Here is a 21,661-nt window from a genome sequence, read left to right as displayed (position 1 = left end):
CGCGCCTCCCAGTCATGACCCAAATCAGCCAGATCATCGCCACCATCAAGCGTCAGCTGAAACTGCAGGGGCTGACCTACCGCGACGTCGCCGCTGCGCTCGGCTTGTCCGAGCCGAGTGTCAAACGCCTGTTCGCCAGCGAACAATTTACCCTCGACCGGATCGTGGAAATCTGCAGCCTGCTCGGCTTCACCCTCGCCGAGATCACGCAGGAAGCGCAGAACGGCCAGCGCCGCCTGCGCACGCTGAGCGCCGAACAGGAAGCCGAACTGGTGTCGGATCCGAAGCTGTTGCTCGTTGCCGTGTGCGCGCTGAATCACTGGCGCATGCTCGACATCCTCAGCGCCTACGCGCTCAGCGAGGCGCAATGCATCCAGCACTTGCTCCATCTCGACCGCATGCAACTGATTTCACTGCTGCCCGGCAACCGCATCCGCGTGAACGTGGCGCGCGACTTCGACTGGTTGCCCGATGGGCCGATCCGGGCGTATTTCCGCGAGCATGGCTTGCCGGAATTCGTGGCCGGTGACTTTACCGGCGTGGGTGAATCGCTCGATTTTGCGCACGGCATGCTCACTGAAAGCGCGCGCGCCAAGCTGCAGGAGGAATTGCGCCAATTGCGGGGCCGCTTCGCACAATTGCACGACGAAAGCCTGGCCGCGCCGCTGGCGCAGCGCCGTGGCACCGGCCTGCTGCTGGCGCTGCGTGAATGGGAACCGGCGGCCTTTGCGGGCCTGCGCCGCTAGCGTATGATGACTTGCACGCGCTACGTCATGGCAGGCTGGAAACGGTCGGTTATGTGAGGTATTAGACAGAAGGGCTCGTCACTTTTGGCGGATAGTAGGTGTCAGGGAGAGTGTGACGCCATGAAAATGTCTTTCATCGCAGTGGCCGTGCTTGGATCGAGTGCGGTATGTGCTTCGGCGCAGGATTCGTCGGCCACCGCAAGGAGCGCCGGCGCTGCCGCTATCCCTGAGACCGTCTGCGCGCAAGATTGCCTGGCCGAACTGCAACTGGCCGCACGTGCCGATGGCGTCAGCGTCCCTGCCGGCAACACCATCTTCACTCTTGAAACCGTTCCCGAAGTCGAGCAGACTGCCGAGCGCATTGGCGCCGGCACGCTCACCGTCGGCCGGCAATTCAATATCGATTACACGACGCTCAACGACGTGGGCGACCCGTTCCACGGCGGCCTGACCGCCCAGGCCGCGCCGCGTGGCGCACGCGCCGACGACAGCGTCGCCTACGAAGGGACGTTCGCCGGGCTCTCCACCGGCGCCAAGTGGGGCAAGGGCGATGTTGACGGTTCGCCGTCGGGCCGCGCCTGGGGCATGTCGGTCGGCGTCAATCTGGGCCCATTGAATATTCGCGCTGCCCACCAGAACCGCAACGTGGCCAAGGTCACGCGCTACGACCAGGTCGACATCACGATGGCCGCCAAGAATTCCATCGTCGCGGCCAATATGCGATTTGACTGGGGCACGGCCTACGCCGCCTACAGCGCCAGTCGCGGCTGGGGCAGCTCGCCGCTGTTCAATCCCGATAATCCCTACAGCGCCGGTGTGGCCGCCACGCGCTCGACCAATAGCCGCGACGTGCTGGCCGGCGTGGCCGTGCCAATGAGCCATTCGACCACGCTGCTGGCGTCGTACATCCGCCGCAACGACCGCGACCTGTCCAACCGCGATGCGCGTCAGCTTGCCGTCGGCGCCAGCTATACCGTCTCGCGCAGCATGGATTTCTACGCGGCCTATTCGCGTATCCAGCATCTGGCCGGCGTGCATCTCGGTATCAAGCCGGGCAGCGGCTCGTCGCTCAACGTCGGCATGCGGCGCGCTTTTTGACACTGGCATGACGCTGGCCTGACGTTGGCCTGACGTTGGCCTGACTGAGCGCGCGCTGTGCCTGCGTTGCGACATGAAGTGGCGAAATTCAGTAATGTGTCTCCATGGTTCATTAACTATTGAGGAGACCTTATGACTGGTACCAGCACACTTGATCCGGATAATTTCCCAGAAGCCCCAGACCGCAGCCTGGGCAAGGGCCATGGCGTTGACGCGCTTGGCCCGAGCGACTTGTCGGACACCGGCAGCGACGTCGTCGGCGGCCCTGGTTTCGCCACCAACACCGATCCCGAACAAACGCTCGACTTCGACCGCGGCACCACGTCCGACCTCGAAGCCGGTCACGCCGGTGAGACCGCGGGCCCGGATGTTGGCGACGCCGATTTCTCGGGTGACAGCGATCGCAGCGGCACCGGCGAGCGCGCCGCGGCCGGGCGCGATGCTGTTGTCAGGGACGGCGCCGACATCGATACCGACCACATCGAATCCATCCCCGATCTGTCACTCACCGAGGATGACACCGACTTCTTAGCGAGCCGTCCGCCGGGTCAGGGCGAAAGCCGCTAACAGGGCGCCGCCGCCCAGCAGGGCGGTGGCGATGTACTTCGAGCGCAGCGCTGCCGCCGTGTATTCGCTGTGCTCGATCACGTGGTGCGGCGAGCCCTGGCGCTCACGCAATTCACGGGTGTAGTCGGGCTTGTGCAGCGCATCGCGCCGGCTCGGATCGGTATCGATGTCGAGCTTCTGATTCTTGAACATCGTCGCCTGCAAATATTTGTCGAACACGCGTGGCAACATGCGCGCGCCCGTCGAATTGAACTTGGCCGCACCGCCGACGAACACGTCGCGCTTCGGATGCTGGGCCGCATACAAGATCGCATCGGCGACAATCTCCGGCGCATACACGGGCGCCGGCAATTTCGGTTCCTTGTCCATATAGTTTTTCGCATGCACGGCGAACATCGTGTCGATTCCCGTTGGCTTGATCAGCGTGACAGACATCGGCGCACCTTCCTTGTCCAGTTCGATCCGCAACGAATCCGTGAAGCCCTTGACCGCGTGCTTGGACGCCGCGTACATGCCTTGCAGCGGAATCGCGTGATCCGCCAGCTCGCTGCCCAGGTTGATCAGCGCGCCGCCGCCGCGTAGCTTCATGCGTTTAACGGCTTCCATCGAACCATTGACCACGCCCCAGAAATTGGTCTGGAACAGGCGGTGATGGTCTTCCGGCGACACATCTTCCAGGCGCCCAAAGATCGAGATGCCGGCATTGTTGATCCAGGTGTCGATGCGGCCGAAGCGTTCGATCGCGGCATCGCCGATGCGCGCCACATCGTCGATATTGCCGACGTCGGCCGTGACGGTGACAACCTCGGCGCCCAGCGCCCCGAGTTCGCCGGCCAGGTCGGCCAGGGCATCGTCGGCGCGTGCGGCCAGCACCAGACTGGCGCCGCGCTCGGCCGCCATGCGCGCCGTGGACAGGCCGATACCGCTGGTGGCGCCGGTGATGACGATGACTTGCTCGTTGATTTTCTTCAGCTTGACTGACATGGGTAATCCTTTTTTTGCTTTGATTTTGTCGGGAAAGGCTGTCCATCCGGGCGCGTCGTGCGCCGAGGGCAGGCCGCGCGTTAGTGAAATGATCACTTCGTGTTCGATCTTGATATTTCAAGAGACATCGTGGCGCACGGGTGAACCTGTGGAAAAGCGGACGGCATATAACAAAAACGCCGCCCCCACACGAAGCGGGGACGGCGTTTCAAAGACGCTGCGCGGTAACAGGCGCGACGAACCGATTACTTTTTTGAATAGATCTGGTCGAACACACCGCCATCGGCGAAGTGCGTTTTCTGCGCCACGGTCCAGCCGCCGAAATCGCTGATCTGGAACAGCTTGATCTGCGGGAACTGCGACGCGTATTTCTTGGCGAATTTGTCGACCGAAGGACGGTAGTAGTTCTTGGCGATGATGTCCTGGCCTTCGTCGCCGTACAAAAACTCGAGGTAAGCCTGCGCCACCGGACGGGTGCCGCGCTTGTCGACGGTCTTGTCGACCACGGCCACCGGCGGCTCGGCCAGGATGCTGACCGACGGTGCGACGATGTCGAACTTGTCCGGGCCGAGTTCGCGCAGCGCGAGCAGCGCTTCGTTTTCCCAGGCCAGCAACACGTCGCCGATGCCGCGTTCGACGAAGGTGGTGGTCGAACCGCGCGCGCCCGAGTCGAGCACCGGCACGTTCTTGTACAGGCGCGAAAGGTAGTCGCGCGCGCTGGCATCGGTGCCGCCCGGCAGGCGCAGTGCGTAGCCGTAGGCGGCCAGGTGATTCCAGCGTGCGCCGCCCGAGGTTTTTGGATTCGGGGTGATCACCGACACGCCTGGCTTGACGAGGTCGCCCCAGTCGCGGATCTGTTTCGGATTGCCCTTGCGCACCAGGAACACGATGGTCGACGTGTATGGAGCGCTGCGGTATTTCAGTTTTTGTTCCCAGCCCGGATTGATCAGGCCCTTGTCGCGGATGGCGTCGATGTCGTACGCCAGCGCCAGGGTGACGACGTCGGCCTGCAGGCCGTCGATCACCGAACGCGCCTGCTTGCCCGAGCCGCCGTGCGATTGCTTGACCGTGACGTTGTCGCCGGTTTTGGCTTTCCAGTGCTTGGCAAATGCCGCGTCGAATTCGTGGTACAGCTCGCGCGTCGGATCATACGACACGTTAAGCAGGCTGATGTCGGCAGCGAAAGCAGGGGCTTGCGCCAGCAGGGTCAGGGCCGCCAGCGAGCTGATGAAGGTTTTGCGAAGCATTTATTATCTTTCTCAAGGTTAGAGACTGTAGCGTACGGTCTCGACCCATAGAAACAAAACGAATAAATTCAAGCAACCTTATGCGGTTTATGCGCACGCCCCGGTTGTGGTACCGCCGGGCTCAATGCGCCTTCGACAGGATGACCAGCCAACGGCGCAGCAGCAGGATTTCGATGTGACCTGCTTCGACGCCGGTGTCGCACTCGATGACCGGGTTCACGGCATAGAAGCGCTTGCGGAAATCACGGGTGACCAGAATTTCGCGACGGCCGATGCGGACCATGAAAGGGGTCGGGGCGTGTTCCATACCAAAAGAGCTGTTGAGCGTGGTCATGTTCGTTTCCTCGTATCGAGTGGTTGTGCAGTGAAGTAAGAATACCACAACCACTGTATGAATCAACAGTTACTGTTCGGGCATACAGTACTTTTTGCTGTGTGTGGTATTTTCGCCAAGTCAGTCATAATCGACGCATCATGCGTAAAACACTGCCTCGCCTTCAGCGCTTCGCTGTCAACCGCTTCTCGCCCGAAGGCGAATACGGCTTGCACCTGACCATCGGCCTGGCGCTGCTGCTCGCTGCCATGGCCGTGTTCGCCCATCTGGCGGGGGCCGTGGTGGCCGGCGCCCCGATCACGCAGTTCGACGCCGACATCGCCAACTGGCTGCACCTGCACGCGCGCCAGGGCGGTCTCCTGCGCGATGGCTTGCTCATCCTGACGCACATCCACAGCACGCCCGGCGTGCTCGCCATCGCCTTCTGCGCGGCGCTGTGGCTGTATCGCAGCGGCCATCGTTACTGGACCGCCGCGCTGGTGGCCAGCGTGCCGGGTGGGATGCTGCTCAATGTCGCGCTCAAGCACGTGTTCGAGCGCGCCCGCCCGCACTTCGACGAGCCGATCGTCACCTTGACCACCTACAGTTTCCCCAGCGGGCACACGATGGCCGCCACCGTGCTGTATGGGGTGCTGGCCTGCTATTTCGCGCGGCGCGCAACGACCTGGCCGGGCAGGGTGCTGCCGTTCGTGCTGGCGGCGCTGATGATCGGCGCCATCGCCTTTTCGCGCATGTACCTGGGCGCGCACTATCTCACCGACATCCTGGCCGCGCTGGTGGAAGGCTGTGGCTGGCTGGCGATCTGCGTCAGCGGCACCGCCACCCTCAATCGCCGCCGCAGGGCGCGCGAGCGGCGCCAGACCGGCGCCGCCGCACCCCAAGACATCTAAGGAGTTTTTCCATGCGCACTCTCGTTCACCTGTCCGACCTGCATTTCGGCCGCGTCGACCAGGCCTTGCTCGATCCGCTGCGCGACCTCGTGCACCGCATCGCCGCCGACGTGGTCGTTATTTCGGGCGACCTGACGCAGCGCGCCAAGGTGGAAGAATTCGAAGAAGCGCGCGCGTTTCTCGACTCGCTGCCGGGGCCGCAGATCGTCGTGCCGGGCAACCACGACATCTCGCTGTACAACGTGCTGCGCCGCTTCGCCAGACCACTGTCGCGCTACCGGCGCTACATCACGGATGACCTCGAGCCGGTGTTCTTCGATGACGAGATTGCGGTCGTGGGCCTGAACACGGCGCGTTCGCTGACGATCAAGGACGGGCGCGTCAGCCACGACCAGATCGCCGCGCTGCGCGAGCGCCTGACGGGCCTGGGCCCCGACGTCACGCGCATCGTCGTCACGCACCACCCGTTCGACCTGCCCGATCACTTCGAAAAGCGCGACCTGGTCGTGCGCGCGCCGCTGGCGATGGAAGTGTTTGCCGAAACCGGTGTCGATATCCTGATGGCCGGCCACATGCACGCGAGCCACGCCGGCAGCACGGCGGCGCGCTACCAGATCGACGAATATGCGGCGCTCGTGATCCAGGCCGGCACGGCGACCTCGACGCGTGGCCGCGGTGAGGTCAACTCGTTCAATGTGGTGCGGGTGGAATCGCATCGGGTCGAGATCGACCGCTACGGCTGGGATGTGGTGGGCGGCAAGTTTGAACTGGTCAATACCGAACAATTCGTGCAGGCCGGCAGCGTCTGGTCGCCGCACACCGACGGCATGCTGGCGGCCGGCATCTGACAGCCCGTCAGATCCAGTATTCGGTCATGCGCGCCATCACCTCGCGCAGGCGGTCGGCCCACGGCCGCCGCTTCCACGCGTCGAGCTTGATTTCGTTCGAGTGGCGCAGGTCTTCCCTGAACGCCGCTTCCATATCGCGCGCGAACGCCGGGTCCAGCACGACCACGTTGACTTCGTAGTTGTGGATGAAGCTGCGGCGGTCGATATTGGCCGAGCCGATCGATGACCACATGCCGTCGATCACCGTGGTCTTGGCGTGCAGCACCGCCACCTGCAACTGGTAGATGCGCACGCCGCCCTCGAGCAGCTCTTGATAGAACGATTCGCCCGCATACTTGATGAAGCCGTGGTCCGACACGCCCGGCAGCACGAGCTGCACGTCCACGCCGCGCCTGGCGGCGGCAATCAGGCTGTCGACGATCTGGCGGTCCGGCACGAAGTAGGCCGCCGTCAGGTGGATCGATTTTTTCGATTCGCCAATGGCGATGACGAGCGACTTGTAGATTTCCGAATCGCGGTCCGGCGACGTGGCCAGCACCCGCACGACCTTGTCGCCGGCCGGCGCCAGTTGCAGGAAATAATCGATCTCGGGCAATTCTCCCGCGTCCTGGTGCACCCAGTTATCGATGAACGCCCATTGCAGCGCGCCGACGGCGGGCCCTTCGATCTTGATGTGGGTATCGCGCCAGCCGACGTCGTCCTGGCTCACGTTGTCGGGCCGTTTTTTCGAGCGAAACAGCGAGCTGTTGGCATACGTGCTGCTGATATTGATGCCGCCCGTAAAGGCAATCGAGCCGTCGACGATCATGATCTTGCGGTGATCGCGGTTGTTCAGCGCCCATTTGCCAGGCCGTTTGGTCGGGTCCACGGGATTGAACACCAGCACGTTCACGCCGGCCTGGCGCAGCCGGTCGAAAAATTCGCGGGGCGTGGCCAGCGTGCCGACTCCGTCGACGATGATATTGACCACCACGCCCTGGCGACGTTTCTCTATCAGGATATCGGCGAACTGGGCGCCGATCGCGTCGTGGTCGAAGATATAGGTTTCGAGGTTGATCGATTTTTTTGCACCGCGCGCCGCTTCCATCATCGCGCGCATGGTGGCCGGGCCGTCGAACAGCAGCGTGACCGCATTACCGGCAATCATCGGCACGCCGGTCGCCTGTTCTTCCAGCAGCGCCAGGCCCTTGAGATCGGTCGAGGCGCGCGCCCAGCGGCGCTTGAGCAGCGCCGCCGCCTGTTTCTGCTTGAGCTCGCCCTTATGCGTCGCGACTGTCGGCGTGGCGTGGGGAAGCGCTCCGGTCATGGTGCTGGCATCGGGCAGCGTCTTGCATGCGGTAACGGTGCAGGCGAGAGCGGCGATGGCACACCAGGCGGCTAAGCGCTTCTTGATCATTTTTGTCCTCTTGCAGAGTCGGTTTCGGGTGGCGGCAGTTGGCGGTGCTTGGGGCCGAGGAAGAACTCGATCGGCGAATACGCAAAGCGGCGGCCCAGCGCCTGCACCAGCAGGATGCCGCGCTTGAAGCGGATCTTGCGCGCGCGCAGGGCGACCCACAGCGCCAGGCCGAAGCTCACCAGCAGGTTGACCGTGCCGATCAACAGCACGCCGGCGGCGGCGTTGACGAGTTGCGGCACGGTCATCTGGTAATCGAGCGCCACCAGCGCGGTCGCGAAGTTGGCGGCCGAGAAGGTGATGTGACGGATGTCGATCGGCAGGCCCAGCAAGAAGCCGACCGTGCCGGTGGTGCCGAGCAGGATGCCGAAGAAGAAGTTACCCATCAGGCCGCCGAGATTGTTCTCGACATAGGTTCCCAGGCGCGCCAGGCGCTCGGCACCCAGCAGGCGGCGCAGGCTGCGCAGTTGCTGCACGCGCTGACCCATGCGGGTGTACAGCGCCTTGTTGTCGTAATAGCCCGAAATCAGGCCCGCCACAAACAACCAGACGCCGGCCACGGCCGCATAGAACAGGGCCGGGCTGTTCACCGGGTCGATCTCGTTGAGCAGGTGCAGCGCCTTGATCGGGTCGACCAGGTGCTCGCCCCGGTACCAGTGCACGCTTTCGGCAATCGCCCAGGCAACAGGGAAGGCCACCAGCACGTTGCCGAGCACGGCCACCATCTGGGTGCGGAACACTTTGTTGACCAGCTCGGCAAGCTTGTCGACGTCGATGCCGCGTCCCGTCGCCGAGCGGTGCAGCGACGCCGCGATGCGCTGGGCCGTCATGGCCGGCTGCTTGGTCGCGACCGTGAAGTGCAGCATGTGGATCAGCACGAAGCCGAACGAGTAATTCATGCTGAACAAGAACGCCTGGACCAGCGGCGGCGAGTGCAGATAGCCCAGCAGGATCTTGAGCAGGGCCATGAAACCGACAATGAAGCCGGCGCCGGACGACGACCACAGCATCTTGCGCAGGCCCTTGCGGTCTTCGGCGATGTAATGCTCGCCGGTGCGGCTGGCGTTCTCGGTCACGTTACGCGCCAACAAGTCGACGTTGTCGCGCACCAGGTTCGTCACCTGGTACTTGGTGTTGTGCGCTTCGATCAGTTCTTCGGCCAGCGCGATCACGGCGCGTTCGCGCGGGGTCAATGCCGGCGCCGGCGCTGGTGCGACCTCGGCCACCACGCCCTGCGGCGTGAGCACGACGGGTGCCTGCTCGGCGAGTTGCGGTGCAAGTTGCGGTGTCGTGGCCGCCATCTCGCTCAGCACATCCCGGGTGGCGTTCGGCAATTCTTCCTCGGGCACGTCCACCAGGAACAGCAGCTTCTGCAGGCGGTCGATGCTTTGCTGGACGGCGACGAGCAGGTAGGTCAGGGCGATGCTGGTGCCGCTGCTCAGGGCCAGGCGCCGGATCTTGAGCACCACGTCTTCGCACTGGTCGAGCATCACCAGCAGATGGCGCGCGTCGTCCGGGCGCGGGATCTCGCCGTTCAGGTAGCGTGCGTATTCATCGAGGTAGCGGTTGACCTCGATATTTTGCATCAGGAACGGCGAATCGAAATTCTCGATCTGGCTGTAGCTGTGCACCAGGCGCGGCTCGAGGCCCAGCGCGCAGACGCGGCACGACAGCGTGCGGATCGCGTCGAGCAAACCCTTGAGCGTGACGATGCGCGCACGGCCCGGGTTACCGTCAAGTGGCGCCGGGGCATTGGCAATCGTGTGAAACAGCGTCATCCAGTCAGCGTCGGGTACCGCGCGGATCCATTCGTAGTCGTCCTGCCGGTACAGCAGCTGGTCGAGCGCATCGGACAGGTACAGGTCTTCCAGCGCCGGCGGCAGGAAGCGGTACGTGATACGGCTTTTCAGCTCGGTGACGAAACCGTCGTTCGACAGGATGCCGATGTCGCTGTACAGGCTGGTATGCCGGCGTTTTTCAAGCAGGGTGGTGATGTAGCGGCGCAGCGCCCATGCCTGTTCAGGATTTCCCTTGAGCAGCTGGGTCAGTGTACGAACCGCTTGGGCCGGGTCATCCACCGTTTGCCACACCCAACGCTGGCGCGGGCGCAAATGGCACACCAACTCGACCAGGACGTCGATATTGTCGCTGTGGGGATCAATCCGTTCAAGTGTTGCAAGCATGAAAAAAATCTGTACTGGAAAGCCTCAGTGTACGCGAGGAGCCCGGTCAATATGGTGTGGCAACGAACAGTAACCTCGTGGAAGTATCCAGTTGGCACTTTTTGACGCCCGGTTTCCCGGCGCCGGTCACTGGACGAGGGCAGGGCTATCCCGCTACACTGGACTGGATTTGCAATGTTGCAGTGATGAAGGAAACCATGTACCTCACTTATTTCAATGGCCAGTGGGCCGAAGGAAATGTCCCCTTGTACGGCGCGATGGACCACAGCCTGTGGCTCGGTTCGTCGGTCTTCGATGGCGCGCGTTCGCTCGCCGGCAAGCTGCCCGACCTGCGCCCGCACCTCGAGCGCGTGATCGCATCCAGCGAGAAGCTTGGCCTGGCCTGCCCCCTGAGCGTGGACGAGATGGAAGCGCTGGTGCGCGAAGGCGTGGCGAAATTCGCGCCCGACGCCGAGCTGTACGTGCGCCCGCTCGTGTTCGGTACCGAAGGTTTCCTGATTCCGGTGGCTGAAAAAAGCCAGTTCGCGCTGACGCTGTTCGATGCGCCACTGCCGCCGTTCACCGGTTTTTCGGCCGGCCTGTCGGTGTTGCGCCGTCCACAGCCCAATATGGCGCCGACCGACGCCAAGGCCTCGGCCCTGTACGCCAACTCCACCCGCGCCATGCGCGAGGTGAAGGCGCGCGGCTTCGAGCAGGCGATCATGCTCGACGGTGAAGGCAATGTCGCCGAGTTTGCGGCCTCGAACCTGTTCCTCGTTACCGCCGACGGCAAGGTTGTCACGCCCCGGCTCAACGGCACCTTCCTGGCAGGCATTACCCGTGCGCGCGTGATGGCGCTGCTGGCCGGTGTCGGCATCCAGGTCGAAGAGCGTACGGTGGAGGAAGCAGAATTGCGCACGGCGCGCGAGATCTTCAGCACAGGGAACTACGGCAAGGTCACGCCGTGCACGCGCTACGAAGACCATGTGCTCGAGGCGGGGCCGGTGGCGCGTCAGGCGCGCGAACTGTACCTGGCGTTCACGCACTCAGCGTAGTCGATTCTGGACTGACAAGATTCTGAACTACCAAAGCAAAGGCCGGCAATTGCCGGCCTTTGCTTTGCTGGCAAACGTGGCGCTTAGCCGCGTGCTGGCTCCGCAACATAGATCTCGACGCGGCGGTTGCGCGCCTTGCCTGCGTTATCCGTGTTCGAGGCGATCGGCTCGCGCGAACCGCGGCCTTCGATGGTGATGCGGTTCGGGTTCACGCCGCGGCCCGCCAGGTAGTCGCGGGTGCGCGATGCGCGGTCGACCGACAATGGCTGGTTGATGCTGTCGCTGCCGGTGCTGTCGGTATGGCCGATGATCACGACATTGGTGTTCGGGTTTTCTTGCAGCGTGGTGGCAAAGCGTTGCAGTACTGGCTGGAAGTTACCCTTGATGTCCGAGCGGCCGGTGTCGAACGAGATATCGCTCGGGATTTCCAGCTTCAGGCGGTTGTCCGAGGTTTGCGTGACTTGCACGCCGGTGCCCTGGGTCGCTTGCTCCATGGCTTGTTTTTGCTGTTCCATGCGCTTGGACCAGATATTGCCGATCACGGCGCCGGCTGCTGCGCCAATGGCTGCGCCGCCAGCGACACGACCGCCGCCACCACCGCTGGTCGTACCGCCGATCAGGCCGCCCAGACCCGCGCCAATGCCGGCGCCGGTTGCGGTACCGCGCTGGGTGCCGGACATGTCCGCGCAACCGGTTGCCGTCATGACGACGATGGCGACTGCGGCAGTGGTTTTGATGAAGTTTTTGTTCATGGTGGAACTCCTTAAAGTAAGAAATCCGTTTCGCCGTCACGCCAGCAATGGGCGCGACCGCGAAACGGATTGGATTTTACGACAAGTGCGAACTTGTCATAAGCGTCCTATATGCCGCGACCGCTGATCAGGCGCACCAGGATCATGATGACGGCGACGACGAGCAGGATGTGGATGAAACCGCCGATGGTGTACGAAGTCACCAAGCCCAGCAGCCAGAGAATAACGAGAACGACAGCAATTGTGTACAGCATGATGTATCTCCTAGAGGGGGTGCGCGGGTTGCGCTGTGATTCCAGTATGTCGTTTCCTGCAGTTGACTACCGTTCGATGGCGTACATTAAACGCAACTTTTTTGCTTTTGTACGCCGGGGATCCAGCCCATCATGCCCATCAGCCCGGTACAGCCGATCAGGCAGGTGAGCAGTCCGCCGGCGATCAGGAAGACGACGTCGTGCGCCTGAACTGTGCCCTGCGCATCGGGCGCCGGTCCGGCTGACAGCAGGCCGAACAGAGTCAGTACGATTCCCCAAACAATGATGCCGATCCAGGTCACGGTGTTCATGCGCTTCTCCCCGATTGATGCTGTTTCGCCAATCGATTCAGCATGTTCCGATTGTCGGTCGTGCTCATCAATAAATCCGTGCGATGGCGCACATTGCACTAAGGAAAAAAACTGGCCGGGATGCTTGCGCATTCCCGGCCATGTGCCAGTGCTGGATGCCCGGCGATGCGGCCTTATGCCACCGAGCGCAGACGGCCCTTGACGATGCGCACACGGTCGCCCGTACCCCATTGCGGCTGGCTGGTCTGGCGGAACGTGCGCAGTGTGCCGTCATCGAGGCGCACCCGGATTTCATAACTGGTCGTCGCCTTCACATTGCCTTCGACCTGGTTACCGACGACAGCGCCGCCAATGGCGCCGGCCGCGGTGGCCAGCGTCTTGCCATTGCCGCCACCGATCTGGTTGCCCAGCAAGCCGCCCAGCACCGCGCCGCCCGCTGCGCCAATGCCGCTGCCTTCGGCGCGCTGCTTGATCGTGCGCACCGATTCCACGTTGCCGCAGTTCTCACACCAGTTGCTCTTGGCAGCGACCTGGGTTGGCTGGCTTTCCTTGATCTGCGTCACAGGTGCAGCTTGCTGGACCGGTGCCGGTGCCGGTGCAGGTACATATGCCTGTGCGGGCGCCTGTGCGTCGGCCGGGTAGGCGCCCTGTAGGCCGCCTTGTGGCAGGGTCGATGCGAGTGCCAGACGATCGGCCTCGGTCAATTGGCGGTTGGCCGTGCCGCCGACCGACGACGGCAGCCAGCCCATGATGGCGGCGGTACCGACCAGCGAGAACAGCACGACAGCGGCGGCGGCCAGCAGCAGCAGCGGGTGCGTGCGATTCTTGACGGGCATGTTTGGAGGGGTTGTCATCTTTTGTTCCTTTCGTATAGGCAATAAGCCGGATGTCTGATGATTGTCCTCAGGAACAACTAAAGCTTCCGTGCGTCACCGTACATACCCGCGCACCCGGTGCCGTTACGCTACATGAAATTGTTTGTAAATGTATCTGGTCGCGGCGGTCCCGGCTGGCGCCACGCACCAACCTGTGAGGAAATGATGAATTCTGCCGTACACCCGCCTGTCTCCGAGCCCAACAGTAATCTGTTGCTCGCAGCGCTTCCCCCGCAAGACCTTGCACAGATGCTCCCGCAGCTCGACGAGGTCAGGGTCGAGGCGGGCCAGGTCTTGTGTGAGGCGGGCGATCCTATTCTTCACATTTATTTTCCCCACGATTGCCTGGTATCGCTGCTCGGCGTGGCCGAAGGACGCATGACACTCGAGGTGGGCCAGGTCGGACGCGAAGGGATGCTGGGCGCCACCACGGCGCTGGGCCACGACACGACGCAAGTGCGCGCCGTCGTGCAGCGTGCCGGCAGCGCGAGCCGTATGGAAGGCGGGCGCTTTCGCATCGAAGTCTCGCGCAATCCGGCCCTGCAACGTGTGCTGTACCGCTACACCGATTCGCTGCTGGCCCAGGCGATCCAGATCGCCGTGTGCAGCCGTTTTCACGTACTCGAAGCGCGCCTGGCGCGTTCGCTGCTCGTCACGCGCGACCGCCTGCAGTCGGACAAATTCCACCTTACGCATGAATTTCTCGCGCATGCACTGGGCGTGCGCCGGGTCGGTGTCACCAAGGCGGCCAGCGCATTGCAACAGCAGGGTCTCATCAACTATAGCCGGGGCAATATCGAGATCCTCGATCCCGAGCGGCTCGCGGCGGCGTCTTGCACCTGCTACGAGATCGTGCGTGAAGCGGGCGCTGCGCCGGCCACCGATACCGTCTGACGCACAGAGCGATACCCGGAGCGACACCCAGAGTGATACCCCAATGCATAACCCCAATGCAAAACGCCCGGCGAGCCGGGCGTTTTGCATTCACCGTCTGGCTCGCTGACGCGGTGGTCAGCGAGCGTTGATCAGTTGGTGGTCTTGACTTGGTTGCCGACCACGCCGCCGACGGCTGCGCCGCCCACGGTGCCGACTGCGCTGCCGCCGGTCAGAACGCCACCGATCACGGCGCCGGCGCCAGCGCCAACTGCGGTGTTACGGTCTTGCTTCGACATATTCGAGCAGCCGACCATGCCGAAAGCGGCGGTCGCCAGGGTTGCCGTCACTACCAGGTTTTTAATGAGTTTCATGAAGTTCTCCTTTGATGGGGTTATTTCAGACGCAGGTCATTTCTGACCGATTTCACGCCGTTGACGGTTCGCGCGACCGAGGCCGCTGCGGCGACGCTGTCGGCAGAGGATACAAATCCACGCAGCCGGACAATGCCTTGATACGTATTGACATCCAGATCGGAGACCTTCAGTTCCGGATCGCGCCGGATGGCGCTGTGCACCCCGGCCGTGATGACATCGTCCTGGACAGCTTCGACTTTGCCGAAGCCGGGTATTCCCGACGCACATCCTGTAAGTGTTCCACCAGCCAGTGCGACCAATAAAACCGGGATGTTGCCAAAACGCTTGATGCTCGATCCGTTCATGCGGGTAGTTCTTTTCTCGATGACCTGGGAGCGATCATGCGGCAGGTTGCCAAATTGATCTGTTCGGCAACACACAGTTCACCTGCCAGGTTGTTACAGGTTGTATCAGGCTGGCAATCACCGATCGCAGCGCAGGGGTGTGCAGGGCGCCAGACAATGTGCGTCACCGAACTGAGCGCATCCGATAACAGGTTTATAACGTTATCTACACCACTTCCCAGGAGAAAATGTGATGAATAAACATCAATCGATGACCGGGTTTACCCGCCTTGGCTGCGTTGCCGCTCTGCTGGCACTGACGGCCTGCGCAAGTCCTGACAAGGCGCCTGCAACGGCGGACGTGGCAGTGTCGCGCAACGCCATCGAAAACGCGGTCTCGGCCGGTGCAGCCGACCTGGCGCCGGCTGAGATCACGGCTGCACGCGAGAAAATGGGCCAAGCTAACCAGGCACTGGCAGCGCGCGACTACAAGCTGGCGCGCGAACTGGCGGTGCAGGCCCAGGCCGACGCCAAGTTGGCGCAGAGCAAATCGACGACGGCCAAGGCCACGGCTGCCTCGACCCAGCTGAACGACGACCTGCGCGTGCTGCGTGAAGAAGTCGACCGCGCCAACACCAAGTAATTGATTGCATACCCTGTCCGTCACGAGAGCAGGGGTTCGCGCCGACGATCCGGCGCTTCTGGAAAATAAAAGGAATAACAACATGAAAAACCGCAAATCCGCCGTATCGATCCTCGCCGCCGCCGTGCTGGCTGCAGCCTGCGCCAGCGCACCAATGACCACGCCAACGCTCGACCAGGCGCGCGCCGACTTTGTCAGCGCCAATAACAATTCGCAAGTGTCGACCTACGCACCACTCGAATTCAAGCAGGCCAGCGAAGCGCTCGACCAGGCCAACCAGGCCGCGGCACGCCGCGAAAGCCTGAGTGACATCGACCGCCTGGCCTATATTGCCAAGCAGCGCATCGCCACCGCACAAGAAGTTGCCAAGGGCAAGGCCGCCGAAGCGAATATCGCCGATGCGACGCGTCAGCGCGACATGGTCCGCCTCGATGCGCGCACCGCCGAAGCCGATCGCGCCAAGCGCGATGCCGAAGCCGCCCAGGCCGCCGCCCAGCAGGCGCAAGGCCAGGCCCAGCAGGCCCAGGCCCAGGCCCAGGCTGCCCAGGCCGAAACCGCTGCCATGGCTGAACGCGCCGCCAAGCTCGAAGCGCTGCTGGTCGACCTGCAGGCCGTGAAAACCGAACGTGGCTTCGTGGTCACCATCGGCGACGTGCTGTTCGCCACCGACCAGGCCGTGCTGAATGCGAGCGGTGTGTCGACCCTGCGCAAACTGGCCGACGTGATGGCGCAGAACCCGAACCGCACCGTGCTGGTCGAAGGGTTTACAGACAGTACCGGCAGCGAGAGCCATAACCAGCAACTGTCCGAGCGTCGCGCCAGCGCCGTCGCGACCGCCCTGGCCGGCCAGGGCGTGCCGCGCGAGCGTATCGCCATGCGTGCTTATGGCGAAGCGTTCCCGGTTGCATCGAATGACAGCGCCGCCAGCCGTCAACAGAACCGCCGCGTCGAGATCGTTCTGTCGAACGAAGGCGCGGCCATCCCGCCACGCGCAGCAATGCGTTGAACACGTTTTTGAACTGACTTTGAATTAAGGAATTACCATGGAACAGACCACCAACCTGGCACACGGCTTTGACATCTCGGCCATCCGTGCCGCCGCAGCCAACCTCGATGACGGCGCCGTCACCGAGGGCTACCAGGCCGACCGCGAAGCGGTCATCGCCATGCTCAACGACGCACTGGCTACCGAACTGCTGTGCGTGATGCGCTACAAGCGCCATTACTACACGGTCAGCGGCCCGGGAACCGGCCAGATCAAGGCCGAGTTCCTCGAGCATGCGACGCAAGAGCAAGACCACGCCGACCGTATCGCCGAGCGCATCGTGCAACTGAACGGTTCGCCAAACTTCAACCCGGCCACCTTCGCCGCACGCAGCCACGCCGAATACGACGAGTCGCTCGATGCGCAAGCGATGGTTCGCGCCGACCTGATCGCCGAACGCGTGGCGATCGAGTCGTACCGCCAGATGATCGTGGCGATCGGCGACAAGGACCCGACCACGCGCAATATGCTGATCGAAATCATGGCGGTTGAAGAAGAACACGCCGACGACATGCGCGACCTGATGGCTTGAACCCTGATGGTGACCCGCCCGTGCGGGTCAGTTTTAACGATTGATAGTGACAGGAGTAGAACATGCTAGAAACATCCCGCAACAGCAACGGCAGCATGCACCCGATCAGCGGCAGCACCTATGCCACCCAGTCCGACATGAAGGCCCTGGTGCGCGACGCGCAATCGATGCTGACCGCTGCCGCATCGCTCACCGGCGAGAAAGCCGAAGAGCTGCGTGCGCGTGGCATGGCGCTGCTCGACACGGTCCTGGGTGGCGCCAGCCTGATGCCGACCCAGGCAGTGGTAAAGGGCAAAGAACTCGTCCATACGGCCGATGTCTATGTCAGGGATAACCCATGGCGCACCGTGGCCGTGGCGGCGGGCGTCGGCGTGCTCATCGGCCTGCTGCTGAGCCGCAAACAATAAGGCCGGGGGCTACGTGGATAAACAAGAAGCAATCGTGCATAACCCCGGCGTGTTCGCCGGCATCTCCAGCCTGTTGAAGAGCCTGTTCGGCCTGGCCGTCTCGCGCGTCGAACTCGCCGCGCTCGAGCTGGCCGAGATCCGCAACCACGTCATCGAGCTGCTGGCCATTTTCGCTGCCGCTGTGCTGGCTGTCTGGTTCGCCATCGCATTCGGTGCGATGACGATCGTGGCGCTGGCGTGGGAATCGATGGGCTGGACCATCCTGTTGATCATGTTCGCGGTGTTCGCACTGGTCACGGCCATCCTGGTGACCAAGGGCCTGGCGCTGATCAAGCAGAACAAGCTGGCGTTCCCGGCGACCATGAAAGAACTGAAAAACGACCGCGAAATGCTGCTGTGAGCGGCACGCCCAAGGGAGCTTCAATGCACAAACACGACAAGACGACCGGCCTGGCCGGTCACAAACACAGCCTGGACCCGGCCACGCGCAAAGAAGAACTGCTGCGTGAAGGCGAGTTCTTCCGCGCCGGCGTGGCCCATGCCAAGGCCAGCATCCAGCATGGCATCAAGCCCGAAGTCATGCTGCGCTCGGCCGTCGATCACACCACCTGGGCACTGCGCACCCGGGCCGACGCGCTGCTCAAGCCAACCGGCACCAATGTGTCGGTGTTGCTGCCATATGCGCTGAGCGCATGGAATTTCGTGCGCCAGCGTCGTCTGGGCAAGCAGGCGGCCGGCGCTGCGGTGGCAGTGGGCGCACTGGGCTGGTACATGAACCGCAAGCGAGCGCGGCAAGCAGTAAAAGAAGCGTAAGCTGGTGGCAGTCCGATCTCGCCAACAAGTATCGACACCAGGCAGATCGCGCTATACCGAATATGGTGGGGCTTGAGCGGCGTTCCAATCGCAAGTTGGACGCCGTCTTTTTTTGGCCCCAGCCATCGTCGTACGCACCAGATTCTTCAAGCTGGACCAACCCCATCCGCCAAGAGACACGCATGCATCCTTCCAATATTGTCCTGCTCGAATTCCACCCGGAACGCGATGACCTCACGCCCGACAAGGAGCTGCGCAATGGCTTGTCGGTGGCGCTACGCATGGGCAGGACGCTTTGGCTGGCCAACGATGAGTCGGTCAGCATCGAGCGCCTGACCCTGGTGGAAGAAGACAGTCGCGGCCAGAGCAGCTTTGCGCGTGAGCATCGCCAGTTCGCGCTGCACGATTTCTTCGATCTGCCGCTGCCGCCATTCGACGCCGAGAAGGAACGGATTAATGAAGCCGATGTCGAAGGGCTGGCTTGCGATGGCAAATATATGTGGGTCACGGGTTCGCACAGCCTGCGCCGCAAGCAGCCCGATGCGGGCGACGGCAACAAGCGCACGCACAAGCGCCTGGCCACGGTCAGCGCCGACGGCAACCGTTATCTGCTGGGGCGCATCCCGATGGGCGAACAAGATGGCGTGCCCACCTTGCTCAAGCAAGTCGAACACAAAGGCAAGCGCCGCTCCGCCGCCTTGTTGCGCGGCGACCAGCACGGCAACGAACTCACGGTCCAGCTCAGGCAAGACGAGCACATCGGTCCATTCCTGGCCATACCGGGCAAGGACAACGGGTTCGATATCGAAGGCATCGCCCTGGCCGGCAAGCATGTGCTGCTCGGGCTGCGTGGGCCGGTGCTGCGCGGTTGGGCGACCATCATCGAAGTGGCGCCCGTCGACGACGAGAAAGAGGGCGTACTCCGGCTGGCGCCGCTCGATGCCGAAGGCAGCTTGTACCGCAAACATTTTCTCGACCTGGGCGGCCTGGGCATTCGCGACCTGTGCAAGCAGGGCAGGGACTTATTGATCCTGGCCGGGCCGACGATGGATCTTGATGGGCCGGTGACATTGTTTCGCTGGGTCGGCGGCGCCGAGCCCGATGGCGAAGTCGTGGTGCCGTCCGCCATGCTGGAACACGTGCTGAACCTGCCGTTCGGGCAGGGCGTCGATCATCCGGAAGGCATCACGCTGTTCGCCAGCCGTGATGGCGCCGACGAAGGCTTACTGGTGGTGCACGACTCGGCGTCGCCGAGCCGGCAAATTGGCGAGAGTACGCTGGTGGCGGATGTGTTCCCGCTGCCGTCGCGCAAGAAGAAGCGCTGACGGCAGCCGAAGTTGCCCCGTGGTTGCCGGGGTTGTTGCGGACCTTACGCCGACGGCGCCTTGGCCACCTGGGCCGAGTCGCGCTGGAACGTCGCGCGGGCTTCAGCGACGCAGGCCTTGCGTTCGGCAGCGGGCTTCTGGCGGCAAGCGTTCTGCGCCTCTTGCAGCGCCGCGCCAAGTTCCTTGCGCAGCAGTTGTTGTTCCGAGTCGTTGCGGTACCAGCGTGCCGGATCGCCCTTGGCGATTTCCTGGGCTTGCTGGCGCGCGGCAACCGGGCTGACATTGGCGTCGGTACTGGTGTTGGTTTCTTGCGCGGCTGCACTCAGGCAGGTGAGCGAGGCGGTGAGGGCAAGCAGGCAGATGCCGGTTGTGCGGGTGACAGTTCCCATGGCGGTCTCCAGAGGTTGTGCGGCCGGTGTCAGTACTGGCAAGCCTGACGGATAAACGGGCAATGGCCCATTCATCCATCAAGTCAGAACCAGTCAGTATGGCAAATCAATAACGGTAGACGCGGCCGTCGACGATGCGTACGCGGTTGCCCACGCGCAGGTCGTAGACGCTGTCCTGGTTCACGGCGCGGTATTCGCCGTTGTCCATGCGCACATTGATCTGGTATTGCTCAGGACCTGGCGCATTGCGGTTCTTTTCAACATTGTTGCCCAATGCCGCGCCAGCCACGCCGCCGGCCACGGTGGCCGCGGTACGACCGCCGCCGCTACCGACCTGGTTGCCGGCCAGTGCACCGACCACGCCGCCAAGGATGGCGCCGGCGCCGCTGGTGCGGTTTTCGCCCTGTGCGACCTGGATCGAGTCGATTACGCCATAGCCGGCCGAGGCGCTGCTGCTGGCATTGTTGTAACCACCGCCGAATGGTTGCGAGCTATTGCTGGCGCAGCCGGTGAGCAGGGCGCCAGTGGCAAGCACAACGGCGATAAATTTACGGTTTGCATTCATGTTGTTCTCCTGACAAATGTATTGATTCAGAATAGTCACGCCCCCAGCCGGGGTCTGTGCGTTGCCGCACCCACCTTGTTTTACGGACTGGACCGGCATTTACGTCGGTCGGCGGTGCATATGTCAGACAATCTGCATTGCGTGAGTGACATCGACCAATACTCTGCGTCTTGTGTTCGGCAGCGAACAGAACGACGGTCCAGCACATGTAAAGATGACGTCAGTGTTGACAAATGGTGAACAAAAATAATGAAGAATCCGCATGTGACGTTCCTGATCGCTGTTGCCATGGCCTGGACCGCTCCAGTCATGGCGCAACAACCGGCGCCGGATGCGAAGACCGCTTATCAATACGCCATGGATACTGCGGAGGCCGGCTATGAGGCCACGAAAATCCGCTGTGACGCCCTGGCTGGTGTGCCGCACGAAATCTGCGTCGCCGACGCCCGCGCGGCGCGGGTCCGGGTCGAGGAAGAAGCCACTGCGGCCCACAAGAACACGCTGGCCGCTTATACCCAGGCCCGCATGCGCATCGCCACCGCGTTCCACGAGCGTGACAAGACGCGCTGCAGCGCCCTGGTCGGCAATGACCGCGACGTCTGCCTGGCCCAGGCCAAGGCGACACTGGTTGCGATTCAGGCCGATGCCCGGGCCGACCGCAAGGCGATCGAGGCCCGACTGGATGCCAATGACGCCAAGATCGAAGCCGAATATCGCGTCTCAATGCAAAAATGCGACGCCTTCGCCGGCGCCGTCAAGGACGGGTGCGTGAGCACCGCCCGGACGGCATACGGCAAATAAACCTGCGGGCCGGCTTGCCGGCGCCGCGCAATCCGCCCGCAAGGGTAAGTTT

Annotated in this window: 28 protein-coding genes; 15 read left to right on the top strand and 13 right to left on the bottom strand. The window is 62.9% G+C overall.

Annotated features, from left to right (window positions below):
* The first annotated feature begins 14 nt into the window (after positions 1-14).
* From AB2N08_RS16770 to AB2N08_RS16760, 3 genes are all read left to right on the top strand, one after another.
* Positions 15-746: a helix-turn-helix domain-containing protein gene (locus tag AB2N08_RS16770; protein ID WP_367611968.1), complete on the top strand. Its 732-nt coding sequence runs from the start codon at positions 15-17 to the stop codon at positions 744-746.
* A gap of 120 nt (positions 747-866) precedes the next feature.
* Positions 867-1,844: a porin gene (locus AB2N08_RS16765; RefSeq protein WP_367611967.1), complete on the top strand. Its 978-nt coding sequence runs from the start codon at positions 867-869 to the stop codon at positions 1,842-1,844.
* A 132-nt stretch (positions 1,845-1,976) separates the two neighbouring features.
* Positions 1,977-2,411, top strand: a complete 435-nt coding sequence (locus AB2N08_RS16760) for a hypothetical protein (protein WP_367611966.1) — start codon at positions 1,977-1,979, stop codon at positions 2,409-2,411.
* Here the strand turns inward: AB2N08_RS16760 and AB2N08_RS16755 are convergent.
* From AB2N08_RS16755 to AB2N08_RS16745, 3 genes are all read right to left on the bottom strand, one after another.
* A complete protein-coding gene (locus AB2N08_RS16755) occupies positions 2,373-3,395 on the bottom strand; it encodes an SDR family oxidoreductase (RefSeq protein ID WP_367611965.1) in 1,023 nt (340 codons plus the stop codon). The two genes, AB2N08_RS16760 and AB2N08_RS16755, sit on opposite strands and share 39 nt — an antisense overlap.
* 245 nt (positions 3,396-3,640) lie before the next feature.
* Positions 3,641-4,642 (bottom strand): sulfate ABC transporter substrate-binding protein, encoded by a 1,002-nt coding sequence (locus AB2N08_RS16750; protein WP_367611964.1) that lies wholly within the window; start codon positions 4,640-4,642, stop codon positions 3,641-3,643.
* Positions 4,643-4,763: 121 nt separating this feature from the next.
* Positions 4,764-4,976 (bottom strand): hypothetical protein, encoded by a 213-nt coding sequence (locus AB2N08_RS16745; protein WP_367611963.1) that lies wholly within the window; start codon positions 4,974-4,976, stop codon positions 4,764-4,766.
* A gap of 140 nt (positions 4,977-5,116) precedes the next feature.
* Between AB2N08_RS16745 and AB2N08_RS16740 the strand changes: the two genes are divergently transcribed.
* Both AB2N08_RS16740 and AB2N08_RS16735 read left to right on the top strand, forming a co-directional pair.
* Complete coding sequence (locus AB2N08_RS16740; RefSeq protein ID WP_367611962.1) at positions 5,117-5,866, top strand: phosphatase PAP2 family protein; 750 nt, start codon at positions 5,117-5,119, stop codon at positions 5,864-5,866.
* 11 nt (positions 5,867-5,877) lie between these two features.
* Positions 5,878-6,714 (top strand): metallophosphoesterase family protein, encoded by an 837-nt coding sequence (locus AB2N08_RS16735; RefSeq protein WP_367611961.1) that lies wholly within the window; start codon positions 5,878-5,880, stop codon positions 6,712-6,714.
* A 7-nt stretch (positions 6,715-6,721) separates the two neighbouring features.
* Here AB2N08_RS16735 and cls read toward each other — a convergent pair whose 3' ends face one another.
* Together cls and AB2N08_RS16725 are read right to left on the bottom strand one after the other, a co-directional pair.
* On the bottom strand, positions 6,722-8,110 hold the full coding sequence (gene cls, locus AB2N08_RS16730) for a cardiolipin synthase (protein ID WP_367611960.1): 1,389 nt from the start codon (positions 8,108-8,110) through the stop codon (positions 6,722-6,724).
* Complete coding sequence (locus AB2N08_RS16725; protein ID WP_367611959.1) at positions 8,107-10,290, bottom strand: site-specific recombinase; 2,184 nt, start codon at positions 10,288-10,290, stop codon at positions 8,107-8,109. Before AB2N08_RS16725 ends, cls begins: the two co-directional genes overlap by 4 nt.
* Positions 10,291-10,487: 197 nt before the next feature.
* Here AB2N08_RS16725 and AB2N08_RS16720 point away from each other — a divergent pair, with 197 nt between their 5' ends.
* Entirely contained in the window at positions 10,488-11,324 is an 837-nt protein-coding gene (locus AB2N08_RS16720; RefSeq protein WP_367611958.1) for a branched-chain amino acid aminotransferase, read from the top strand.
* A gap of 83 nt (positions 11,325-11,407) precedes the next feature.
* On the opposite strand, the gene AB2N08_RS16715 is transcribed toward AB2N08_RS16720, so the two are convergent.
* The 4 genes from AB2N08_RS16715 to AB2N08_RS16700 all read right to left on the bottom strand — a co-directional run bounded on the left by AB2N08_RS16715 (position 11,408) and on the right by AB2N08_RS16700 (position 13,495).
* Positions 11,408-12,076, bottom strand: coding sequence for an OmpA family protein (locus AB2N08_RS16715; RefSeq protein WP_367611957.1), 669 nt, complete (start codon positions 12,074-12,076; stop codon positions 11,408-11,410).
* Positions 12,077-12,183: 107 nt separating this feature from the next.
* A complete protein-coding gene (locus tag AB2N08_RS16710) occupies positions 12,184-12,330 on the bottom strand; it encodes a lmo0937 family membrane protein (RefSeq protein WP_005671362.1) in 147 nt (48 codons plus the stop codon).
* 86 nt (positions 12,331-12,416) lie between these two features.
* Positions 12,417-12,641: a hypothetical protein gene (locus tag AB2N08_RS16705; RefSeq protein ID WP_367611955.1), complete on the bottom strand. Its 225-nt coding sequence runs from the start codon at positions 12,639-12,641 to the stop codon at positions 12,417-12,419.
* 173 nt (positions 12,642-12,814) lie between these two features.
* Positions 12,815-13,495: a glycine zipper 2TM domain-containing protein gene (locus AB2N08_RS16700; protein WP_367611953.1), complete on the bottom strand. Its 681-nt coding sequence runs from the start codon at positions 13,493-13,495 to the stop codon at positions 12,815-12,817.
* Positions 13,496-13,681: 186 nt separating this feature from the next.
* Here AB2N08_RS16700 and AB2N08_RS16695 point away from each other — a divergent pair, with 186 nt between their 5' ends.
* On the top strand, positions 13,682-14,410 hold the full coding sequence (locus AB2N08_RS16695) for a Crp/Fnr family transcriptional regulator (protein WP_367611951.1): 729 nt from the start codon (positions 13,682-13,684) through the stop codon (positions 14,408-14,410).
* Between the two features lie 131 nt (positions 14,411-14,541).
* Here AB2N08_RS16695 and AB2N08_RS16690 read toward each other — a convergent pair whose 3' ends face one another.
* Positions 14,542-14,763 (bottom strand): glycine zipper 2TM domain-containing protein, encoded by a 222-nt coding sequence (locus AB2N08_RS16690; RefSeq protein ID WP_183550660.1) that lies wholly within the window; start codon positions 14,761-14,763, stop codon positions 14,542-14,544.
* Positions 14,764-14,783: 20 nt separating this feature from the next.
* Entirely contained in the window at positions 14,784-15,110 is a 327-nt protein-coding gene (locus AB2N08_RS16685) for a BON domain-containing protein (RefSeq protein ID WP_367611948.1), read from the bottom strand.
* 232 nt (positions 15,111-15,342) lie between these two features.
* On the opposite strand from AB2N08_RS16685, the gene AB2N08_RS16680 reads away from it, so the two are divergent.
* The 7 genes from AB2N08_RS16680 to AB2N08_RS16650 all read left to right on the top strand — a co-directional run bounded on the left by AB2N08_RS16680 (position 15,343) and on the right by AB2N08_RS16650 (position 19,854).
* Positions 15,343-15,732: a DUF4398 domain-containing protein gene (locus AB2N08_RS16680; protein WP_367611946.1), complete on the top strand. Its 390-nt coding sequence runs from the start codon at positions 15,343-15,345 to the stop codon at positions 15,730-15,732.
* 82 nt (positions 15,733-15,814) lie between these two features.
* Positions 15,815-16,738, top strand: a complete 924-nt coding sequence (locus AB2N08_RS16675; protein ID WP_367611944.1) for an OmpA family protein — start codon at positions 15,815-15,817, stop codon at positions 16,736-16,738.
* A gap of 37 nt (positions 16,739-16,775) precedes the next feature.
* Entirely contained in the window at positions 16,776-17,309 is a 534-nt protein-coding gene (locus tag AB2N08_RS16670) for a ferritin-like domain-containing protein (protein WP_367611942.1), read from the top strand.
* Between the two features lie 62 nt (positions 17,310-17,371).
* Positions 17,372-17,716: a DUF883 family protein gene (locus AB2N08_RS16665; RefSeq protein WP_367611940.1), complete on the top strand. Its 345-nt coding sequence runs from the start codon at positions 17,372-17,374 to the stop codon at positions 17,714-17,716.
* 34 nt (positions 17,717-17,750) lie between these two features.
* A complete protein-coding gene (locus tag AB2N08_RS16660; protein ID WP_367611938.1) occupies positions 17,751-18,116 on the top strand; it encodes a phage holin family protein in 366 nt (121 codons plus the stop codon).
* A 23-nt stretch (positions 18,117-18,139) separates the two neighbouring features.
* A complete protein-coding gene (locus tag AB2N08_RS16655; protein ID WP_367611936.1) occupies positions 18,140-18,529 on the top strand; it encodes a hypothetical protein in 390 nt (129 codons plus the stop codon).
* 182 nt (positions 18,530-18,711) lie between these two features.
* Entirely contained in the window at positions 18,712-19,854 is a 1,143-nt protein-coding gene (locus AB2N08_RS16650; protein ID WP_367611934.1) for a DUF3616 domain-containing protein, read from the top strand.
* Between the two features lie 44 nt (positions 19,855-19,898).
* Here the strand turns inward: AB2N08_RS16650 and AB2N08_RS16645 are convergent, their stop codons facing one another.
* A complete protein-coding gene (locus tag AB2N08_RS16645; RefSeq protein ID WP_367611932.1) occupies positions 19,899-20,243 on the bottom strand; it encodes a hypothetical protein in 345 nt (114 codons plus the stop codon).
* 106 nt (positions 20,244-20,349) lie between these two features.
* A complete protein-coding gene (locus AB2N08_RS16640) occupies positions 20,350-20,808 on the bottom strand; it encodes a glycine zipper 2TM domain-containing protein (protein WP_367611930.1) in 459 nt (152 codons plus the stop codon).
* Between the two features lie 249 nt (positions 20,809-21,057).
* On the opposite strand from AB2N08_RS16640, the gene AB2N08_RS16635 reads away from it, so the two are divergent.
* The gene (locus AB2N08_RS16635; protein ID WP_367611928.1) at positions 21,058-21,609 is read left to right on the top strand and encodes a hypothetical protein; all 552 of its coding nucleotides are present in this window, start codon (positions 21,058-21,060) and stop codon (positions 21,607-21,609) included.
* The last annotated feature ends 52 nt before the right edge of the window (positions 21,610-21,661 follow it).

Origin of the sequence: Massilia aurea (assembly GCF_040790145.1) — a bacterium.
In the GTDB taxonomy this organism is placed as follows: Bacteria; Pseudomonadota; Gammaproteobacteria; order Burkholderiales; family Burkholderiaceae_D; genus Telluria; species Telluria aurea_C.
This window is presented reverse-complemented; position numbering and strand designations above follow the sequence as displayed.